Annotated in this window: 21 protein-coding genes and 4 pseudogenes; 12 read left to right on the top strand and 13 right to left on the bottom strand. The window is 67.5% G+C overall.

The features are described 5' to 3' along the window. Positions 1–305: 305 nt before the first annotated feature. Entirely contained in the window at positions 306–557 is a 252-nt protein-coding gene (locus ACFQE0_RS11905; RefSeq protein WP_378969823.1) for a hypothetical protein, read from the top strand. A 43-nt stretch (positions 558–600) separates the two neighbouring features. Here ACFQE0_RS11905 and ACFQE0_RS11900 read toward each other — a convergent pair whose 3' ends face one another. From ACFQE0_RS11900 to ACFQE0_RS11890, 3 genes are all read right to left on the bottom strand, one after another. Further along, positions 601–723: a hypothetical protein gene (locus tag ACFQE0_RS11900; RefSeq protein ID WP_378969820.1), complete on the bottom strand. Its 123-nt coding sequence runs from the start codon at positions 721–723 to the stop codon at positions 601–603. A gap of 110 nt (positions 724–833) precedes the next feature. After that, positions 834–1,115 carry a hypothetical protein gene (locus tag ACFQE0_RS11895; protein ID WP_378975438.1) on the bottom strand — a complete coding sequence of 94 codons (282 nt, stop codon included), beginning with the start codon at positions 1,113–1,115 and terminating at the stop codon, positions 834–836. A 158-nt stretch (positions 1,116–1,273) separates the two neighbouring features. Continuing rightward, entirely contained in the window at positions 1,274–1,795 is a 522-nt protein-coding gene (locus ACFQE0_RS11890; protein ID WP_378969818.1) for a metallophosphoesterase, read from the bottom strand. 113 nt (positions 1,796–1,908) lie between these two features. Here ACFQE0_RS11890 and selD point away from each other — a divergent pair. The 6 genes and pseudogenes from selD to ACFQE0_RS11860 all read left to right on the top strand — a co-directional run bounded on the left by selD (position 1,909) and on the right by ACFQE0_RS11860 (position 7,823). Then, positions 1,909–2,954: pseudogene (gene selD / locus ACFQE0_RS11885) on the top strand (selenide, water dikinase SelD). Positions 2,955–3,135: 181 nt separating this feature from the next. Continuing rightward, on the top strand, positions 3,136–5,055 hold the full coding sequence (locus ACFQE0_RS11880; RefSeq protein WP_378969815.1) for a glycosyltransferase: 1,920 nt from the start codon (positions 3,136–3,138) through the stop codon (positions 5,053–5,055). Next, on the top strand, positions 5,052–5,885 hold the full coding sequence (locus ACFQE0_RS11875; RefSeq protein WP_378969813.1) for a glycosyltransferase family protein: 834 nt from the start codon (positions 5,052–5,054) through the stop codon (positions 5,883–5,885). The genes ACFQE0_RS11880 and ACFQE0_RS11875 overlap by 4 nt, the downstream gene beginning before the upstream one ends. Continuing rightward, positions 5,786–6,139, top strand: coding sequence for a glycosyltransferase (locus tag ACFQE0_RS11870; protein WP_378969811.1), 354 nt, complete (start codon positions 5,786–5,788; stop codon positions 6,137–6,139). Before ACFQE0_RS11875 ends, ACFQE0_RS11870 begins: the two co-directional genes overlap by 100 nt. Before the next feature lie 206 nt (positions 6,140–6,345). Next, positions 6,346–6,792 carry a Wzz/FepE/Etk N-terminal domain-containing protein gene (locus tag ACFQE0_RS11865; RefSeq protein WP_378969808.1) on the top strand — a complete coding sequence of 149 codons (447 nt, stop codon included), beginning with the start codon at positions 6,346–6,348 and terminating at the stop codon, positions 6,790–6,792. After that, positions 6,789–7,823, top strand: a complete 1,035-nt coding sequence (locus ACFQE0_RS11860) for a GumC family protein (RefSeq protein ID WP_378969806.1) — start codon at positions 6,789–6,791, stop codon at positions 7,821–7,823. The genes ACFQE0_RS11865 and ACFQE0_RS11860 overlap by 4 nt, the downstream gene beginning before the upstream one ends. A 53-nt stretch (positions 7,824–7,876) precedes the next feature. Here the strand turns inward: ACFQE0_RS11860 and ACFQE0_RS11855 are convergent, their stop codons facing one another. From ACFQE0_RS11855 to ACFQE0_RS11835, 5 genes and pseudogenes are all read right to left on the bottom strand, one after another. Beyond that, a complete protein-coding gene (locus tag ACFQE0_RS11855) occupies positions 7,877–8,449 on the bottom strand; it encodes an NUDIX domain-containing protein (RefSeq protein ID WP_378969804.1) in 573 nt (190 codons plus the stop codon). A 45-nt stretch (positions 8,450–8,494) separates the two neighbouring features. After that, positions 8,495–8,745: pseudogene (locus tag ACFQE0_RS11850) on the bottom strand (sulfurtransferase TusA family protein). Positions 8,746–8,820: 75 nt separating this feature from the next. Next, positions 8,821–9,240, bottom strand: a complete 420-nt coding sequence (locus ACFQE0_RS11845; RefSeq protein WP_378969801.1) for a hypothetical protein — start codon at positions 9,238–9,240, stop codon at positions 8,821–8,823. A 101-nt stretch (positions 9,241–9,341) separates the two neighbouring features. Next, positions 9,342–10,709 carry a glutamate--cysteine ligase gene (locus ACFQE0_RS11840; RefSeq protein WP_378969799.1) on the bottom strand — a complete coding sequence of 456 codons (1,368 nt, stop codon included), beginning with the start codon at positions 10,707–10,709 and terminating at the stop codon, positions 9,342–9,344. 280 nt (positions 10,710–10,989) lie between these two features. Continuing rightward, complete coding sequence (locus ACFQE0_RS11835) at positions 10,990–11,742, bottom strand: 16S rRNA (uracil(1498)-N(3))-methyltransferase (protein ID WP_378969796.1); 753 nt, start codon at positions 11,740–11,742, stop codon at positions 10,990–10,992. A gap of 217 nt (positions 11,743–11,959) precedes the next feature. Here ACFQE0_RS11835 and ACFQE0_RS11830 point away from each other — a divergent pair, with 217 nt between their 5' ends. Then, the gene (locus ACFQE0_RS11830) at positions 11,960–12,508 is read left to right on the top strand and encodes a hypothetical protein (RefSeq protein WP_378969794.1); all 549 of its coding nucleotides are present in this window, start codon (positions 11,960–11,962) and stop codon (positions 12,506–12,508) included. Continuing rightward, a pseudogene (gene ubiA, locus ACFQE0_RS11825) lies at positions 12,505–13,469 on the top strand (4-hydroxybenzoate octaprenyltransferase). Before ACFQE0_RS11830 ends, ubiA begins: the two are co-directional and overlap by 4 nt. Before the next feature lie 12 nt (positions 13,470–13,481). Here ubiA and ACFQE0_RS11820 read toward each other — a convergent pair. Further along, positions 13,482–13,958: a DUF6101 family protein gene (locus ACFQE0_RS11820; RefSeq protein ID WP_378969792.1), complete on the bottom strand. Its 477-nt coding sequence runs from the start codon at positions 13,956–13,958 to the stop codon at positions 13,482–13,484. Between the two features lie 406 nt (positions 13,959–14,364). Between ACFQE0_RS11820 and ACFQE0_RS11815 the strand changes: the two genes are divergently transcribed. Beyond that, on the top strand, positions 14,365–15,180 hold the full coding sequence (locus tag ACFQE0_RS11815) for an inositol monophosphatase family protein (protein ID WP_378969790.1): 816 nt from the start codon (positions 14,365–14,367) through the stop codon (positions 15,178–15,180). 16 nt (positions 15,181–15,196) lie between these two features. Here ACFQE0_RS11815 and ACFQE0_RS11810 read toward each other — a convergent pair whose 3' ends face one another. Both ACFQE0_RS11810 and ACFQE0_RS11805 read right to left on the bottom strand, forming a co-directional pair. Then, positions 15,197–15,427, bottom strand: coding sequence for an AsnC family transcriptional regulator (locus tag ACFQE0_RS11810; protein WP_378969788.1), 231 nt, complete (start codon positions 15,425–15,427; stop codon positions 15,197–15,199). 153 nt (positions 15,428–15,580) lie between these two features. Then, complete coding sequence (locus ACFQE0_RS11805) at positions 15,581–15,790, bottom strand: cold-shock protein (protein ID WP_378969785.1); 210 nt, start codon at positions 15,788–15,790, stop codon at positions 15,581–15,583. Positions 15,791–16,154: 364 nt separating this feature from the next. Here ACFQE0_RS11805 and ACFQE0_RS11800 point away from each other — a divergent pair, with 364 nt between their 5' ends. Further along, positions 16,155–16,550, top strand: a complete 396-nt coding sequence (locus ACFQE0_RS11800; protein WP_378969783.1) for a hypothetical protein — start codon at positions 16,155–16,157, stop codon at positions 16,548–16,550. A gap of 15 nt (positions 16,551–16,565) precedes the next feature. Here ACFQE0_RS11800 and ACFQE0_RS11795 read toward each other — a convergent pair whose 3' ends face one another. Next, on the bottom strand, positions 16,566–16,769 hold the full coding sequence (locus ACFQE0_RS11795) for a hypothetical protein (RefSeq protein WP_378969781.1): 204 nt from the start codon (positions 16,767–16,769) through the stop codon (positions 16,566–16,568). 164 nt (positions 16,770–16,933) lie between these two features. On the opposite strand from ACFQE0_RS11795, the pseudogene ACFQE0_RS11790 reads away from it, so the two are divergent. After that, a pseudogene (locus tag ACFQE0_RS11790) lies at positions 16,934–17,513 on the top strand (type 1 glutamine amidotransferase domain-containing protein). A 6-nt stretch (positions 17,514–17,519) separates the two neighbouring features. Here ACFQE0_RS11790 and ACFQE0_RS11785 read toward each other — a convergent pair. Next, positions 17,520–19,151, bottom strand: a complete 1,632-nt coding sequence (locus ACFQE0_RS11785; protein ID WP_378969778.1) for a calcineurin-like phosphoesterase C-terminal domain-containing protein — start codon at positions 19,149–19,151, stop codon at positions 17,520–17,522. Between the last annotated feature and the right edge of the window lie 92 nt (positions 19,152–19,243).

Raw genomic sequence — 19,243 nt, 5'->3', positions numbered from 1 at the left:
TGTCGGAATTCTGAGAAAATTCCAGGTTTTGTTTTAGCACGCCAAGCCTGAAATGAAGAACCTCGAACTACAAATTGCACAGTACAACCAGTACCTATACTCTGTTCAAAAAGTTCAAGGCACACAAACTGCAGAAATTTAGCGCAGCCATGCGCTCGATCACTTCACGAAAACGCAAGAATCACCCGCCATGCTGAGGCAGGGTCACATTCTCGGGATCGGCCCTGTGCCGCCATCTTGCAGCCGACATATCGGGCAAAAAGGCGAACAGGCCGCAGATCGAGACCCAACGGGTCGTAACGCGTATGTTGAACTTTTCTCTCGGCGCCGTGGCGGGTGCCCTCATCGCCGGAACTCTCACGATCGCCGCGGCGCGTCAGCCCGAGTTGCAGACGAAGCTCGGACTGGTCTCGCCGCCCCTGCCGATCACGACGGCGGTGGCCTCGCCGCGTCCGCCGGAGCCGCAATGCCGACCTGATCCGGTGACGACGGCATCGGTGAACAAGGTCCAGGACATCCTGTTCAACCGGCAGCGTTTCTGGTCCGTAGCGCCCTAATGGCCGGACCGCCCCCGGATCACCGGGGGCCAGGAGGGTCGCGTCAGAGCGCGACGAGCAGAAGAACCAGGGCCGAAGCGGCCACCATGGAACTCACGAAGCCGCACAGGGCAGCGGCGAAGGACGGGCCGTTGACGACGGCGGTCTGGGTCGTGGCTTCGGACATGATCGAACAGGCTCCCCGGAGGCCGTCAGGCCGTCCGTTGCATGTGAATGTTGGAGGATGGTTCGAGCCGCTATGCGTCAGCACACGACTCTAGACAATTCGCTGCATTCTCAGTCGCAACGGTTAATCTTCTTTGCGATGCGCAATTGCCGCAGTTCATCCCGAAGATCGATGGCGATGACACCCTGGCCACAATCTTCGAAGGCATCGCGAGCATCGTTGTAACGATCCCCGATCTCGTCGAGGGTATCGCAGACCCGGTCGTGATCACCGAGCCGCATGTCCTGGCGGACTTGGTGGCGCAGGGCCGCCGCCTCGTCGACCTTCCTCCGCGCCTCGATGCAGGCAGGAGCCGCCAGGACCGAGGTCGCTGCGACCGAACCGACGATCATGCCGAGCAGGCTGGCCGAAAGCTTTGATCTGAGGTTGCGCATGATATCGACTGATGGTGAGCGTACACACAAGGAAAGCTGGCGAGATCTTGAGCAGATCTATGCCGCCCCGTCTTATGTTCGCTCAACGGTGAAGCTGCGCGAAGGGTTCCTCACTTTCAGGACCGGCTTCGCGGCGCACCACGGCGGGGGGAGATCAGAATCGTTGCCAGATCGACCGGCCGGAAGCCCATCGGATCGACGCCAACATCATATTGTTTCGGGATTGGCGCCAGCGCGCCGTGTGAATGGCCGTGAAGGTTGAGTGATCCGCGCCCGCCGCCATTCCAGGTGCGGAATGCGTAGTGACAGAGCACGAGCGGGCGATCATCGACCACGATCTCCGCATAGGCCTGGACGGAGGCCCAGCCGGACGCCGCGAGCGTCGCAGGACCGTCGTTGTTGCCTGAGATGAGGTGCTTTTCGCCGTTCAACCGTCCGAGGATCTCCGCAATCCGCTCGGGCGGCGGTCCGAGGGCGAAGTCACCAAGGTGCCAGACGGTGTCACCCGGCGCGACCACCGCATTCCACGCCTCGATCAGACCCTCGTCATGGGCTTCGAGATCCGGGAAAGGCCGGTGATCGAACCGGAGCGCCCGGGGGTCGCCGAAATGCGTGTCGGCGGTGAAATAGATCGTCACCCTCGTCTCCCTCGGCGCGGCGACGGGCACGGTATCCGTCCCGGCGCCGCCGCACTACGTTGCCGCCACAGGCGAACGCCCCCGCGAGGGGTGCGATCCGAAGGAGCCAAGCCATGACCGACAGCCCCCGTCTCACGAGCCTTGCCCATGGCGGCGGATGCGGGTGCAAGCTCGACCCGGAGGTGCTGCGCAAGCTCCTCGCCGATCAGCCCGCCTCGGCCCGGTTCGAGCAGCTCCTCGTCGGCAACGAGACCGCCGACGATGCCGCCGTGTGGGAGCAGGAGGATGGCAGCTGCATCATCGCCACGACCGACTTCTTCACGCCCATGGTGGACGATCCGGCCGATTTCGGTCGCATCGCCGCCACCAACGCCATTTCCGATGTCTATGCCATGGGCGGGCGCCCGCTTCTGGCTCTCGCGATCCTGGGCATGCCGGTCGGCAAGATTGCCCCCGAGGTGGTCGCCAAGATCCTGCGCGGCGGCGCCGAGAAATGCGGCGAGGCCGGCATCCCCGTGGCGGGAGGACATTCGATCGATACGCCGGAGCCGATCTACGGCCTCGCCGTCATCGGCACCTGCCGCCGCGAGGCGGTGCGGCGGAACGCCGACGCCAAGGCGGGTGATGCGCTGATCCTTACGAAGCCCGTCGGCGTGGGCGTCTATTCGGCGGCGATCAAGCGCGAGGCGCTGGACGATGGGGGGTATCGCGATTTCATCGCCACCACGACGCTGCTCAACCGCGTCGGCACCGAACTGGCGAAGGATGACGCGGTCCATGCGATCACGGACGTGACCGGCTTCGGCATCCTGGGCCACGGGCTCGAACTCGCTCGCGGCGCGGACCTTACCCTCGTGTTGGAAGCCGACGCCCTCCCCTTCTGCCGCAGGCGGAAGGATTGGCGCGAGACGGCTTCGTCACCGGCGCCTCGCACCGGAACTGGGCGGCCTTCGGTGGCAGCGTCGATCTGCCGGAGGGTCTGCCGGATTGGCGGCGCCACCTTCTGACCGATCCGCAAACATCCGGTGGCCTTCTCGTCTCCTGCGCGCCTGACCACGCCTCGGCGATCCTGGAGCGCATCCGCGCGGCGGGTTATCCGGCGGCAGCGGTGATCGGCCGGATGGAGGAAGGCACGCCGCGCATTCGCGTCATAGGTTAGCCACGCCAACCGAGGGTTGGACAGAATATCTTCACGACTTACGGTTATATAAGCTCGGAAACCCGCGCTTTACTATGATCGCTTGGCCAAAGGCCGTCAGGGTCAGGCGCGGCGAGGATCGGCACCGGCACCGCCTTGGACTGTCCCAGGCGGGGTCGGCGCGAGCGAGTGGTCATCCGGTTTGTCGGGATCCATCACCTCTCCGGCGTGCGGCGTCACGGGCTGGCCTTTCGGCCCGGCCCCGGCGCGTGCCCTGCGCCCGGAGTTCCTGCCGGACGGTCGTTCCTGGCCGGTGATCCGCGTGCTGTCGCCCGCCGGATCACCGCCGGAGGTGGCGGCTTCCCTGGTGGGCCAGGATTATCCCGAGCACCACCACGAGACCTACACCCCTGCGACCCTGGCGGATCGGCTCTCCCAGGACGGCGACTGCGCGACCCTCGTCCTGCTAGAGGACGAGATGCTGGCGCCGGGCGCACTCACGGCCCTGGCGTTCGAGATGGCGCACAGAGGTGCCTTGGCCGTCGCGGGGCTGCGAGTGCTCTATGACGAGGCGGTCAGCGGCCTCGACGTGCCCGCCCTCGCCGGTCATCCCGACACGATCGGCGGAGAAATCCTCTGGGCGCCAAGCGCGCTGAAGGGCGATGCCGCCCTCGAGGCCGCGTGGGCTGCGCTTCCTGCAGCGGCCAAGTTCCGGATCGGACGCCCCGTCATCCTGCGTCGCGGACAGGCTGGACGGGTCGCGAAGCCTCTCACCATCGTCTCCCTGACCGGTACGGGCACCGTGGGCGGAGCGGGTGTCGCCCACCGGCGGCTTTCCGATGCCCTGGCGCTGGCGCACCATAAGGTCACCGAGGACATCCTGAGCGACCGCCCGGCCGCCGCCGAGTGGACCGATTCCTTCCCCGAGGTCGAGGCGCGCATCGCCGCCAAGGCGCCGGACTTCGTGCTGATCGGCAATGTCCACGGCGCGACCCGCAGTCTCGACGTGGTTGGACGGTTGGCAAGCGCGCACCCGACCGCCCTCGTCCTGCACGATCTTTTCCCCCTCACCGGCCGGTGCTGCCACCCGCGCGATTGCACCCGCGCCGAGACCGGCTGCGACGCCACCTGCCCCACCCCGGACGAGTATCCGCCGCTGGCGCCGAACCGCATTGCGGGGATGCACCGCCGCAAGCGCGCGGTGCTCGGTGCGGAAGCGGGGCCGCTGCTGCTCGCCAACTCGGCCTGGACCCGGGCGCGAAGCGAAGCGCTGGCCCCTGCTTCGGCCGTGACGCGGCCTGTGAGCCTCGCCTTCCCGACCGGCATCTTCCGGCGTGGCGACAAAGGTGCCCTGCGCCGCCGCCTCGGCCTACCCGAGGGCGACGTGCTCATCCTCGTGTCCTCCGTCATCGTCGATGGTCCGGACAAGGGCTTCGCCGACCTGAGGGACGCCCTGCGCGCGGTCGCGCGCCCGGGGGTCGGCGTGGTCGCCATCGGGCGGCTCGATGATCCGGCCAAGCTCGGGATCGACAATCTCGTCGCGCCGGGCCTCATCGCCAGCGAGGAGCAATTGGCGGCCTGGTACGGCGCCTGCGATCTCCATGTCACCGCGAGCCGCCATGAGACCCTGGGCCAGACGCCGATCGAGGCCGGGCTCTGCGGTGTCCCGACCCTCGCCTATCGGACTTCCGGCCTCACCACCTCGGTCATCGACGGCGTGTCGGGGCGCCTCGTAGAGATGCGCCCCGGCGCCCTGGCCGAGTCTCTTACCGATCTCGTCGCGGACGACGCCGCGCGGACCATGCTCGGCGCCTTCGCGCGGATTGCCCTGGAGAACCGCTTTAGCCCCGCCGCCGCCGTGCTGTCCCTCGATGCAGTCCTGCGCGAGCGCGGATTGATCGCGGACGGGCCGGAGCGGACGCTCTTCGAACCCGCGATGCTCGGGCATTTTCCTTTCGCGGCCGAGCGGCTACGCGGGGCGGAAGGGACCGTGCAGGCATCGTCCTCGCCGATCGTCCGTCGGCTGCGGCGGACGAAGCAAGCCGTTCTTGGACGGCGGATGCCGCTCTTCGTGCGCCGTTGCCTGTACCTCGCCGATTCGCTTCGCCGGAGGGCGTCGTGATGCACGGCATCGTCTCCCATCGGCAGCGGATCTATCTCGACCAAACGCATATCCGGAAGCGCGTCACGGGGATCGAGCGCGTCACCCTCGATCTGTTCTCACCCGACAGCCTCGCGCCGCATGACATCCGCCCCGTGGTCAGCCGGTCGCTACCGGGAATGATCGCGCGTCAGCAATTCGGCCTGCCGTTGACCGCCCTGCGGGATCAGCAGGCCCTGTTCATTTTCCCCGGCTTCCCACCCGCGCCTCTGTGCGCGCCCGCTGCCGCGCGTTGCCTTCTCTACATCCACGACACCTTCCTTCTGAGCCGTCCGGAGGATCTGAGCCTGCGCAGCCGGGTCTATCTCAGCCCGGCCTTTGCCCTGGCGATGCGCTGGGGCCGCAACCTGTTCGTGAACAGCCGGACGACGGGCGAGGATCTGCGGCGCTACTGCTCGCCGGAAGCGGGCGTGTTCCTGCTGCGCCCGCCCGTGCGAGACGTGTTCAGCCTCGCCAAACGGCGCGGTCCCGGCCCGCGAAACCCGAGCGATCCGCTGCGCCTGCTCGCCATCGGTACGGTCGAGCCACGCAAGAACTACCCGGCCTCCCTCGCCATCGTCGAGGCACTGAACAGCATCGGCGTCCCGGCCGAACTGCATCTCGTGGGACGCAAGGGCTGGGGGAGGCACGACTTCCTCGATGCGCCGCCTTCCTACCTGCACATGCACGGCTACCTACCGGATTCCGGCTCATGGCTCTGGCGGAGACCTGCCACGCCCTGCTCTCCACGTCGAAAGCGGAGGGCCTCGGCCTCCCGCTGCTCGAAGTGCAGCACGGGGGCCTGCCGGTGATCGCGCCGGACGCGCCGGTCTTCCGCGAGGCGCTCGGCCAGTCCGGCTTGCTGATCCGTCCGGACGCGGTCGAAGCCAGCGCGCGGGCGATCGCGGCCTGGGTCGGCTCACACGAATTCTCCGAAGCCGCACAAGCGGCGCGGGCCAATGTCGAGCGGTGGAACGAGCTCGCGGCGCGGGATGCCGCCCGCCTGCTCGCCCTGCTCGACGGCGATCCGCGCGCCTATGCGGAACCGGATTCCATGATTCCCTGAGGCGGGCTCCCGTCCGCGCCGTCAGGGCGCAACGGCGGGTCGGCGTAGGGGTCGTTAAACTGGCCTTTGGCGTATAGGGCGCGGTACGTCGCTTGCGACAACGGTCTTGAGTAAGTCGTCATAGTAGTTCAACTGTCTCAAAATGGAACGTACTGTTCCTTACAGGGACGGCGAGCGACGAGACGAAAGGTCAAGGAGCGAGGCGTATGTTCGACTTCTCGACACGCATCAGCGGTGAGCCGGTGCGTATGGTTCTTCCGGAGGTGGCTCCGGCCCGTCCCGATGCGCGGACCATCGCGCGACGCCTGTGGCGCGGTTCGCCGTTCATCATTCTGGGCGGCCTGCTCATGGCCGCCTTGGCGGTGGTGGTGCTGGGCCTGCTCACGCCGAGCTACACGTCGAACATTCAGATCCTCGTCGATCCGACCGACCTGCGCGTTGTGGAGAACGACGTGAATGCCCGCGCACCCCAGGCGGATAGCGGCGTGTCCATCGCCGAAAGCCAAGTGCGCGTCATTCAATCGGATAACGTCCTGCGCCGGGTGGTGGAAAAGCTGCACCTCGATCAGGACGAGGACTTCGTAAGAGGCGACAGCAGCAACCCGCTGATGCATTGGCTTCGCGGCGTCATGGGTACGCTTCCCCCGAGGTGAGCCGCGACCCGACCAACATCGCCCTCGATACCCTGCAGCGGAATATGATCGTCCGCCGCCCCGAGCGGACCTTCGTGATCGATGTGGCGGTCCAGTCCCGCGATCCCGCCAAGGCCGCCAGGATCGCCAACGCGATCGGCGACGCCTATTTTGCCGAAGAGACCGCCGCTCGCATGGATGCGGCCAAGCGCGCCTCCGACGCCCTGGCTGGCCGCCTCGCCAACCTGAAGCGCGACGTCGAGGACGCCGAACGGCAGGTGGTGCGCTACCGCGAGGATCATCGCCTCGTCGCGTCGAGCGGACGCCTCCTGACCGACCAGCAGCTCGGGGACCTGAACCAGCAGCTCGTCGGCGCCTCGATCAAGACGGCCGAGTCGAAGTCCCGCCTGGAGCAGGCGCGCAAGATGCGCACCTCCGACCCGAGCACGGCACTACCCGAGATGCTGCAATCCCTGGAAATGCAGGCGCTGCGGCAGCAATACGCGACGCTTTCGCGCAACACCGCCGAACTCGCCACGCGCCTCGGCGAACGCCATCCGGCCATGGCCGAGCAATACGCCCAGCAGCGCGACCTTCAGCGGCTGATCCAGCGGGAGAAGGAGCGCATCATCGACACGCTCCAGAAGGATTACGACCGCGCCGCCGCCAGCGAGGCCGCGATCCGCTCCAGCCTCGACCGGGTGAAGACCGAGACGACCGTCAGCGACCGCGCCTATGTCGGCCTGCGCGAGCTGGAGCGCACCTTGGAAGCCCGCAAGGGTGTGTACGAGGCCTACCTGCGCCGCTCGCGTGAAGCGAGCGAGCAGGAGCGCCTGAACACCACCAACGTTCGTATCATCTCGGTGGCGACGCCCGCCCTTCAGCGGACCTTCCCGCCCTCGCCGAAGATCGTGCTGCCGGTGGCCTTGCTACTCGGCCTCGCTATCGGCGCTGGCGTCGCCCTGCTGCTCGGCGCCGATGCCGACCGCCGCCGCTCCCTGCGTCAGGCCAGCCAGCCCACCGGACGCAGCCTGCGCGCCGCCGACGCCTGAGCCCATACGCACAGACGAGACAGGCGCCGGGGCGAGCTTCGTCCCGGCGTTTTTTATTGTTTGGCGAACAGCTCGGGCCTGCGCAGTTGCAGGGCAAACAGCAGGACGAGGGTCTTCATGTCGGTCAGCACGCCGCGCGCCGCCATGGAAGCGAGTTCCGATAGGGGCAGTTCGTGGACAGTCACCGTCTCGCCATCGCTCTTCAATCCGCCACCTTGGCTGACCAAGTCGGCACGCGAATAGGACGCCAGGAACAGGTCCATGCGCTCGGTCGAGATGCCCGGCATCGTCCAGGCGCTCGCGACGGGATCGAACGGGCCGAGCCGAAGGCCGGCCTCCTCTTCCGTCTCCCGCCGGGCGCCCTCTTCCGGTGCCTCGTCCTCAAGGAGACCAGCGGGTGCTTCGAGGATGCTCTCGGGACCGCCCGCATAGAGAAGCGCCGCCCGCACCTGGGAGACAAGCGTCGCGACGCGGCGCTCGGGATCGTAGGGAAGGACGCAGACGGCCCGGCCGTGATCCTCGACCTCGCGGCTCAGCCGCGTTCCGTCGGCCTGGATCACTTCCGCTACGAGGAAACGCGCCCACCCGTCGTGGACGACGCGCACGCCGCCGATCTGTGCTGGCATTCTGTCCGACCGTTCCGCAACTCTTCGTGAGACTGAGCGGATCGATCAAGAATGCGGCGGCATCGCGAAGACGGTGATGGCAAAGCGTAATTCGCCTTCGCTGCGCTCTGTCCGGTCCAGCCGGGCGCCCTCCTCGCGCACGAGGTTCGGGATGTCGATGGCCGCCATCGGATCGGTGCAGACCACGGTGAGGCGGCCTCCCCCGGCAGCGCGCGCATCGCCTTCCGCGTGCGAAGCACCGGCAGTGGGCATTTCAGACCGGCGAGGTCGAGAAGGGTCTCGACGGGATCGCTCATGCAAAACTCCCCGCCCCGGAGCGAGCCGGAACGGGGAGTGCTTAGCCACGAGTTGGCGCGTCGGCCAGAGCTACCTCACCAGCCGTAGTAGCCGCCGCCGTAACCGCCGTAGCCACCGCCGTAGCCGCCATAACCGTAGGCCGGGTAGCCATAGCCGTAGCTGCGGACCGGGGCGTAGCCGTAGCCATAAGACGGGGCGTAGCCGTAATCGTAGTAGCCGTAGCGCGGGGCGGCGCTGGCAGCGAGCGCGCCGCCGATGATGCCGAGGGCGGCACCCGCCGCGAGGGCACCAGCAGCCCGGCCGCCGTAGCCGCGGCGGTAGCCGTAACCATAGCCGTAGCCGCGATAGCGGACATGATCGACGGTGGTGTTTTCACCGGCGACCTTCACGGCGCTCTGAGCCGGCAGCGGAGCCGCCTGGGCCGTGGTGAGCGTACCGGCGACCAGCGCCAGCGACGTGACCGTGCCGACGGCGAAGGTAGCGATGCGAGACATGGCCTTATCCTTCAGTTGAACGTATCGGACCCAAAACCACGAGTCCTGCCAAGTCGTTCCACCTGAAATTTCGCGCCCGTCTGCCGCACCAGAGATCAGGATTAAAATACGCACTCGCTGAAGGCGGGATCGACTGACGATTCCCAGCGGGACTCGTATGCGTCGAGCCAATCTTGGCCCCGGGTGCGTCCGGCGGCCACGATCATCTCCAAAGGCTGGAGATAGCCTGTCTCGTCATGGCCGTTGGCATCGCGGCGCGCGCGAGCCTTGAGCCCCGAGCGGGCGATGGCCAGGGCTTCGGCGGCGACCTCACCCAGGGTTCGCTTGGCGATCGGCGTGGCGAGGCCGAGGCGTGGTGCCGTGGCCCGAGCGGCCTCGCGCTGCGAAGCGGTCCAGCCCTTCACAAGGTCGAGGGCGGCATCGAGGGCGCCCTCGTCGTAGAGGAGTCCGACCCAGAATGCGGCCTGCGCGGCAATCATGTCAGGGTCGCCGACGTCGGCTCCGCGCATTTCGAGGAAGCGCTTGAGCCTGACCTCGGGGAAGGCGGTGGAAGCGTGGTTCACCCAATCGGACATCGTAGCCCGCTCGCCCGGCAATTGCGGCAGTCGGCCTTCCATCAGGTCGCGGAACGAGGCGCCCGACACGTCGTGATAGGTGTCGCCGCGCTTCACGAAATACATCGGCATGTCGAGCAGCCAGTCGGCATAAGCTTCGTAGCCGAAGCCCGACTCGAACGCGAAGGGCAGCATCCCGGTGCGGTCGCCATCGGTATCGCGCCAGATCTCCGAGCGGCGGGACAGGAACCCGTTCGGACGCCCGTCGGTGAAGGGCGAGTTGGCGAACAGGGCCGTCGCCACCGGCTGGAGCGCGAGGGAGGCGCGCATCTTCCGCGCCATGTCGTCCTCGGAGCGGAAATCGAGGTTCACCTGCACGGTGGCGGTGCGGAGCATCATGTCGAGGCCGAGACTGCCAACCTTCGGCATGTAGCCCGCCATGATCTTGTAGCGGCTCTTGGGCATGACGGGCGTTTCATCCCGGCGCCATTTCGGGCTCATGCCGAGGGTGAGGAACTTGATCCCCATCGGATCGGCCACGCGCTTGACCGCATCGAGATGTGTCGCGAGCTCGGCCGCCGTGGCATGCACGTCCGGCAGGGCCGCGCCCGACAGCTCGAACTGGCCGCCGGGCTCGATCGAGATCGCGCCACCCTCGCTCGCCGCCAGCCCGATGACGGCGCCGCGGTCGGTGATCGGCTCCCAGCCGGTCTCGCGGCCAAGACCTTCCAGCAACGCACCGATCCCGGCCTCGCCCGCATACGGCACCGGGCGGCGGTCGGCCGCGTAGAACGGGATCTTCTCGTGCTCCGTACCGATGGCGAACCGCTCGCGCGGTTTCTCGCCGGCGGCGAACCACTCGATCAGTTCGGCACGCGTGGTCAGCGGCGTCGTGTCATCGGAGTCGCGCGCCATGCGCTGCCCACCCAGGAAATCTGATCGTTCGGATGGCGGCGCGCCGGTCGCCCGGTCGTCCCGCCCGGCTATACCTCGCCCCGATACCGGGACGTCGGACGGGCGACCGCCAGCCGCGACGGGTCGGCGGCGCGGGCGGCGTCCGACCACGCACATAATTGAGAGCGCCCTGGGGGACAACGCAGACGCCCGCTTCGAGAAAGCGCAGCTGTGGGCGATGTCAGGTCGTTATTCCCAGCCTGGAACCGCGATGTGCGCAGGCACACCAGAAATTCCGTCGTCAGCGACCATCGCCCAACACCGCCTGAACCAGCGCCAACACCGCCACCGCCGCCGTATCGGCCCGCAGGATGCGCGGGCCGAGCGACAGGGCCACCGTGTTGGGCCGGGCGCGGACCGCCACCCGTTCCTCCTCCGAGAAGCCCCCCTCCGGCCCCACCAGCACGGCCAGCGGCGGGCGTCGAGCGGGATCCGCCGCCTCGGACAGGGCCCGCACGGGGTCCGAGATCGGCGCATCCTCGTCACAGAAGACGAGGAGCCTGCCCGGGTCGAGCGTGGTCAATGCCTCTGCCAAGCGAAGCGGCGGGGCGAGTTCGGGGATCGCCAGGATGCCGCATTGTTCCGCGGCCTCGATGGTGTTGGCCTTGAGCCGGTCCATGTTGATCCGGTCGCCTTGCGTGAACCGGGTCAGGACCGGGCGGATCGTCCCCGCCCCCATCTCCACCGCCTTCTGGGCGAGGTAATCGAGCCGCGCGCTCTTTAATGGGGCGAACAGGTAATGCAGGTCGGCGGCGGGATGCTGCGGCCGTGTCTGCTTCACGAGGCGAAGCTCGCCATCCTTGCGGCCCGTGGCGACGAGGCTCGCATGCCATTCCCCGTCGCGGCCGTTAAAGACGAGGACGGGGTCGTCCTCACCGCGCCGCAGGACGTTGATGAGGTAATTCGCCTGGGCCCGCTCCAGAGGGAGCACCGTCCCTACCGCGAGGGGCTTCTCCACGAAGAGGCGTGGCGCTTTGAAATCGTAGGCGGGCATGGCCGGGTGGTCGCGCGGGCCCACGCGCGAGTCAACGGAGCACGCTCCCGTGGGTGTGGCCGTGATGCGACAGAGAGAGGATTTCGCAATCCTCCCCAGGGGCACACGAGAGAAGCACCCGACCGCTCGATTGACGCCACATTCCTATGGCGAAGGCGGTAGCAACGTTCTCGTAACGCTTCGGCGGCACGAGGCAGCGAGCCGAGGGAGTCTCGAAATGACCTACAGGAGCTTCGTGCTGGGAGCGGCGTCGCTGACGGCCGGCCTCCTGGTGTCCGGCAATGCTTCGGCGCAGTCGATGACCATGCCGATGCCTCAGCCGTCGATGTCGCAGCCCGCGCCCGCACAGGCCGCGCCCCAGGCTGCGGCCCCGGCGGGGAACAGCGATTGCGGCGCCATCCAGAAGACGCTGGCCGAGCGCAAGGCGCTGGTGGGCCGGGCCAATGCGGCCTCGACCTCCAAGAAGAAGATGACGCCCGGCGAGGCGTGCAGCCTGTTCGGGCGCCTCGTCTCCAACGGCGCCGAGGGCATGAAGTGGATCGCCGCCAACCGTGAATGGTGCTCGATCCCGGATTCCTTCGCGGAAGGCTTCAAGGCCGACCACGCCAAGGTCAGCGGCATCCGCACCCAGATCTGCGGCGTCGCGGCCCAGGCTGCGAAGATGGAAGCGCAGGCCCGCGCCCAGGCGCAGAATGGCGGCGGCGGCGGCCTGCTCGGCGGACCCGGCCTCAGCGGTTCGTTCAAGCTGCCGCAGGGCGCGCTCTGAGCCCGCTTCCACCCGCCAACGGGGCCTCTTTCCCGGACGGGCGCCCCGCCGACGCGGTTGCGGGCCATTGGGTCGACCGCCACGCGCCACCCGCGTGGCGTCCCTACCTGCGCCTCGCGCGGATCGACCGGCCGATCGGCTGGTGGCTCCTGCTGCTGCCGTGCTGGTGGTCGGCCGCCCTCGCGGCCATCGCCGCCGACCGGACCTTTCCCGACCCGATCGATTGCCTGCTCTTCCTGATCGGCGCCATCGCCATGCGCGGCGCGGGCTCGACCTATAATGACATTGCTGACCGCGACCTCGACGCCAAGGTCGAGCGGACGCGCCTGCGCCCCCTCCCTCCGGGCAGTTGCGGGTACGGCATGCGGCCCTGTTCCTGTTGGCCCAGGCCCTCATCGGCTTCGCGGTGCTGGTGCAGTTCAACGGCCACGCCATCGTGGTCGGCCTGTTTTCGCTGCTGCCGGTGGCGATCTACCCGTTCATGAAGCGGGTGATGTCCCTGCCGCAATTCGTACTCGGGCTTGCCTTCGCCTGGGGCGCGCTGATGGGCTGGGCCGCCGTCTTTGCGCGGCTCGATGCTGCGCCCCTATTGCTCTATGCCGGGACGGTGGCGTGGATCGTCGGCTACGACACGATCTATGCCGTGCAGGACATCGAGGATGACGAGATCGCCGGGATCCGTTCCTCGGCGCGCCTCTTCGGCCGTCGCCTCAAGATGGCGGTGGGCCTCTGCTACGGACTTGCGGCCCTGTTCGTGGGCCTCGCCGCGTGGCGGGCTGGCGCGGGGCTTGTCGGCGCCCTCGGCGTCGCCGCCTTTGCCGGACATCTCGCGTGGCAGGTCCGGCGGCTTCAGGAGCGCGACGGCGTTGGTGCGCTGCGCCTGTTCCGGTCGAACCGGGATGCGGGGCTGATCCTGTTCGTCGGGCTCACGGCCGACGCGCTCGTGAAGGGACTCTCCTAAAGACTGGACCGCTTACGAGCGGGCGATGATCTCGGCCTCGCCGCGGAAGATCTGCGGGCGGGCGGGAAGACGGCCGGTCTTGCGGCGGGCCAGGAAGCGCGGACGGCGGGCGCCGAGACCGGCATGACGGCGGCGAATACGGATACGCCCGAGGCTGAGACGGCCGATCTGCTGCGACACGGGCACGAGGACTCCGTCCTCACGGACGATCATTCGTAAGAGACCGGTGCTGCTGGCGAGGTCTCGCCACGTCGCGACGACATCCTCTTCCATGAATGGGCCGAGGCGCTGGAGCGTTTGCCCCTCTGCGTCGACGAGCAGCAGGTGGAAGCGATCCTCTTCGCAGATCTCGGCATCGTCGTCGGCATAGGCCAGCGCGATGCCGACGGCCGGGCGGGCGGCGGCGAGGCGACCGATCACCGGCAGGGACGAAACCGCGAAGGCGGGCATCGTCAGGGCCGGTTCATTGCGGTGGTCACGCATATCCATCGTTCGAGCCTCAACGCCTTTTCGCGATTCTCGCAAGTGGCGGCCCCAGTCGGGCGATCCGTTATGCGCAGCAAATTCGCATCGCTCTTCCTCGTTACGGCTTAGGGCTCTAGTTAAGCGATTCTGGACAGGGACTTCACTGTCGGAATGCTCAATGCTTCCTTGAATGATCAACGATTTCTTGCGAGCGAGCTTCAACTTCGATTCATCATGCCGTTTGCGGCCATCCAGGCCCGGCCGGTGCGGCGGCACGGTCTTGACGGTCACGCTTGTCGCGATGGGTCATGCGGCTTAGAACGATGGTGAGGATCGGCACCGGTTTCCCCTAGATCGCAGATTTCGGCGTCGGTCGTGCCCTGCACGACGGGCTCCGCGTCGGCGCCGACAAGTCCCGCACAGGACCGCGATGTTGAACTCCTTCACCGACGCGAGCGTGGCAGGCCTGATGCCCGAACTGCGCGCGGTGATGCGCGAGGCGGCCGCCATCGCCAAGCCCTTCTTCAGGCACGGCTCGCAGACCACCGCGCGAATCTGGTCGAAGGCGGGAGGTTCACCGGTGACGGAGGCGGATGTCGCCGTCGACACCTTCTTGAAGATCCGCCTGAGCGAGATGGTGCCGCAGGCCGCATGGCTCTCGGAAGAGACAGCGGATGACCCGGCCCGGATCGGGCGTGACCTCGTCTGGATCGTCGATCCGATCGACGGTACGCGTGCATTCCTGTCGGGGCACCCCGACTGGTCGATCGCGGTGGCGCTTCTCTACAAGGGCGAGCCGCTGATCGGCTTCGTCCACGCCCCCGCTCTCGGCGTGGCCTACGAGGCGGTGCGAGGCCAGGGCGCCTTCCGGGACGAGCAGAAGATCGTGGTCGATCCGCGCACGACGCTGCGCTCGGCGCGGATCACCGGCCCGAAGCCGATGCTCGATCGATTGACCCGCGGTGCGGGCCCGGATCCGGATTTCGTGCGCATCGACCGAATTCCGTCGCTCGCCTTGCGCTTGGTGCGCGTGGCCGAAGGCTCGGTCGATGTGGGGATGATCTCATCGGACGCGCGAGATTGGGATCTCGCGGCGGCCGATCTCATCTTACGGGAAGCGGGCGGTTTGGTCGGCACGATGAACGGCCAAGCGACGGTCTATAACCGGCCCGAACCGATCCACGGCGAACTTGTCGCCCTGCCGACGGCCCTGCGCGATCCCGTGATCGCGGCCTGGGGCGCCTGACGCGCCCCGTTTCCGCTTAGGCGGCCGCCACGGTTTCCCGCAGCGAGACGGCGTTCGGCGCAAGGCCGAGCCGGTCTGCGAGATGCCAGTGAAGCTCGCGCGAGGAATGGTAGTTGTAGGAGCGGTCGATCAGGTGGCTCATGTCCCGGCCGGTACGGCCGGCGTCAGCGAGGCGGCCGACCTTGAAGGTGGGCGCGTCGGTGACGGGAGAGCGAACGCTGCGGCGCCGCGTGTATTCGAACTGCATTAGAATATCGACTTCTTTTCTTGTCTGGACCGGCGCGTCGCTGCGCGCGCGGCGTCGTTTCTCGTTATGAGTCTTCTGCGCTGTCCCGGACGCGCAGGCGCCCGGGACGGCTGTCGAGGGAGCCGGTTCAGGCGGCTCCGGAACCTCGGCCGATCAAGCGGCCTGGAGGTTTGCGGCAGCGTCCTTGCCGCTGCGCTTGTCCTGCAGGATCTCGTAAGAAATCCGCTGACCTTCGACTAGGTTGCGCATTCCGGCGCGCTCGACCGCGGAGATATGGACGAAGATGTCCTTACCGCCGTCATCGGGCTGGATGAAGCCATAGCCCTTGGTCTCGTTGAACCACTTTACAGTGCCGGTATTCACGTAGTGTACCTCGTTCGTCCATAGCTCGTGCGCGCAGCATCGCTGCCGCGAATGCACGACGGTCTGTCTGGCTTTTTCCAGAGCGGCGGGGCGCGAGACATGGAACCTCTCGCGTGAGCGTCGGTCTCGACCGGTGTTGCCCCCCGAGGACTTAGATAGGCCGCCGCTGCGGCAGCAACAAGGCATGGCCGACGTCGCAACTGGACCGGGTATCCGCCGCACCCCTCCGGCCCCTGTGATTTCCCGCCCCGGCGGTGCATATAGAACAGAGGGAACAGCCTCTTACGGCTGGGACAGGGCCTTGCCGCGATCCGACCGAAAAAGTCGGCCGGGGCGGGCGCACACATCGGCTTCCGGGCGGTATATGGCAGGCATCTCGGTCTCGCTGGATGGCGCGAACATCCAGCTTTCGTTTCAGAAAGACGATCAGGCGACGGCCGTGGTGATGGACGCCCGTGCCGCCCGCGCGCTGGTGCGGGCGGTCGGCCAGTTGCTCACCGCGATCGATGATTCCGACGAGGGCGACGAGCCGGAGGGCGCGGACTCGATGGGAGAGGACGTCGCCATGCTCGACGTGACCTCGGCCGCCATCGAGGTCGGCACCGACGAGGATGGACAGGCCGTCGTCGCGTTCCAGGCGGGGGCGCTGCCGCCATTCCAGTTGCGCCTGACGGACGAAGAGGCCCGTCACGTCGCGACGAGCCTCTCCGAAATCCTTAATGCGCCCCGTGACGTGCGCGCCTCTCATGGCGGGCACTGACGCGGGGGCCGAAGGCTACATCCGTGTGCCGGGATCGGTCGGAGAGCCTGGGAACACGTCCGGCTCCGAACCTGGGCCGCCGGGCTCTCCCACGCCGGGATCGTTCACCGGATAAGGCGTGCGCGGTCCGGTCGGGCCGATATCGGGCTCCTGATCGGGCGGCGGCGGGGGCGGCGGCAGATCTCCGGGTATCGGATCGGGGATGCCTGGATTGACCATGAGAATTCTCCTGAGGCGTCCGGGTGAGGGTCCAACGGGGTCGGCACGGCCTTGTTCCGGCGTCTCCGGCGCAGGGCTGATGGGGCCAAGCGTCCCGGTTTGGGACGGGAACGTGCGGTGTGCTGACCCGTTGGCGGGACAAATCAACGAACGGGAGATCCCCCATGACCGACATCAAGCAAGCCAAGGTTCTCATCATCGCCACGGACGGCTTCGAGGAGAGCGAGCTCGACTGTGCCGCAGTCGAAGCTCAAGGAAGCGGGCGCTACCGTCACCGTCGCCGCGCCGAAGTCCCGTCAGGGCGAAACCAGCATCCGCGGCTGGGATAAGACCGATTGGGGCAAGGACGTGAAGGTCGATGCCGACCTCGACTCGGTCGATGCTTCATCCTTCGACGCGCTGGTCCTGCCGGGTGGCCAGATCAACCCCGACAAGCTGCGCCTTGAGCCGAAGGCGCTCGAGATCATCAAGACCTTCCTGACGAGCGGCAAGGTCGTCGCCGCGATCTGCCACGGCCCGTGGCTGCTGATCGAAGCCGGAGCGGCCAAGGGCCGGGACATGACGTCCTTCCCGTCGATCAAGACCGACGTGATCAACGCGGGCGGCAAGTGGCACGACAAGGAAGTCGTCACCGATCAGGGCATCATCACCAGCCGCAACCCGAACGACCTCGACGCATTCTGTGCGAAGATCATCGAGGAAATCGGTGAAGGAAGCCACGGCCAGCGTCAGCTCGCGGCCTGATCGACCCTACCCGCCGCGGGTCACTTCCAGGACCGCGGCGGACCGGATGGGACGTCCGTATTCGTCGCTTCCCTCCACACTGATCCGGTGCGCGCCCGGCGCCAGGTCCGCCGGGAGGCGCGCCGTCCAGATATGGCTCGAGGGAATGGCCTGGACCCACGGCTTCTTCGCCTCGGGATAGCGGGCGAAGAGTTCGGTCACGAACGGGTCGGGTCGTCGCGTGCGGATCATCGGCTCGGGATCACGCCCACCGACTCGTATGGTGAGACGCGTTTTCGGCCCGCCATCGAACACGTTCACCACTGCGATTCCATCGGCGAGGGCGTCCTGCGGGATCGGTGATCGCAGGCCCTCCATCGGCCGCGTGGCGCGCACGATTTCCGTAGCGCCCGTGCGGATCTGGCTCTCGAAGGCGATCCGCATCGTGCCGTCGGGCTCACCTTGGGCGGGTACGTAGCGGGTCGTGTAGGCCGTGCCGCGCACCGAGAGGACATGGAAGCCGTTCGGCGTCCCGTCGCGGCTATCGGCGGAGGGGATACCGGTGCGGGTCTCCGGCCCGCTCCACCACGATCCCGAGACGGCGGTGAGAACGTGGTGGTGCAGATCCTCAGTCAGGTAATGGTGCTCGGTCGTGTGGGTGTGCCCACAGATCGCAAGCACCTTCCGCCCCTTCACGATCTCCAGAAGTGCTGCCCGGTCGGCGGTCTCGTTCTGCTTGCTGCCGGTCGCCGAATCGGTGTGCAGCGGAATATGGGTCGCCAGGACGATGAGGGTGTCGGACGGCACCTGCCCCAGGAGGTTGCGCAGGAACGCGAGGTTCCGCTCGCCGATCCGCCCCTCGTAGGTGTTCGCCCCCGTGGCGACGGGCGGCCCGAGCCAGACGACGTTATCGAGCATCACGAACAGCGCCTTGCCGTGCCGGAAGGCGAAGGACGGCACACCGAAGACGCGCTTCCACGTCTCGCGACTGTAGCGCGCGTCGGGCGCCTGCATGTTCAGGTCGTGGTTGCCGGGGAGAGAGTACCAGGGGATGCCGATCCGCCCGACGATGGCGTTCGACCGGCCGTAGAGCGACAGGTCGTCGAATAGGACGTCCCCGGTAGTGATGCCGAAGGCCGCCGGAATGGCCATCGCGCGGTTCACGGCCGTGTCGCGAACATGATCGAGTTCGTGGCGGCTCTCGGGCTGCGGATCGGTGAAGAGCAGGACGTCGAAATCCTCCGGCTCGTCCTGCTTCGTCAGGATGAAATCAATGGCGGAGGGAAGCGGACCGGTGGGGTCGACGCCCCGGTAGCGCAGGCCGAGGTCCTTCGGCGTGCCCTCCGGCTGGTGAATGAAGCTGTGGCGGACGACGTTGTCGGCGTCGCACGGCAGGGCGTAGCCCGGCGGCTTGATCACGAAGACCGCCCCGTCGCCCGGCATCGGCAGGCGGTAGCGCCCCTGCGCATCGGTGCGGGCCACCTCCTGCCCGTTCGACACGAGCACGCCCGGCAGCGGCGCGCGGCCCGCACCGTCGAGGGCGTAGACTGTGCCCGTCGCCTCGCCGGACTGCGCCGAGGCATGCCCAGCCGCGAGCGTCAGGACGGCGGCACCGGCGATGGTACCGGCAAGGGTCTCGCGACGGGTCAGGGGCGGCATCGTCGGCTCCTCGATTGCGCGGCCGAACCACCAGATTTACGCGACCGTCGCATGACAATTCGACAACGAAAAAGGCCCGCGCTTCGGGGAAG

Source organism: Methylobacterium komagatae (assembly GCF_042661665.1).
In the GTDB taxonomy this organism is placed as follows: Bacteria; Pseudomonadota; Alphaproteobacteria; order Rhizobiales; family Beijerinckiaceae; genus Methylobacterium; species Methylobacterium komagatae.
The sequence above is the reverse complement of the archived record's forward strand: the minus strand, read 5'-3'. Positions and strand labels throughout refer to the sequence as shown.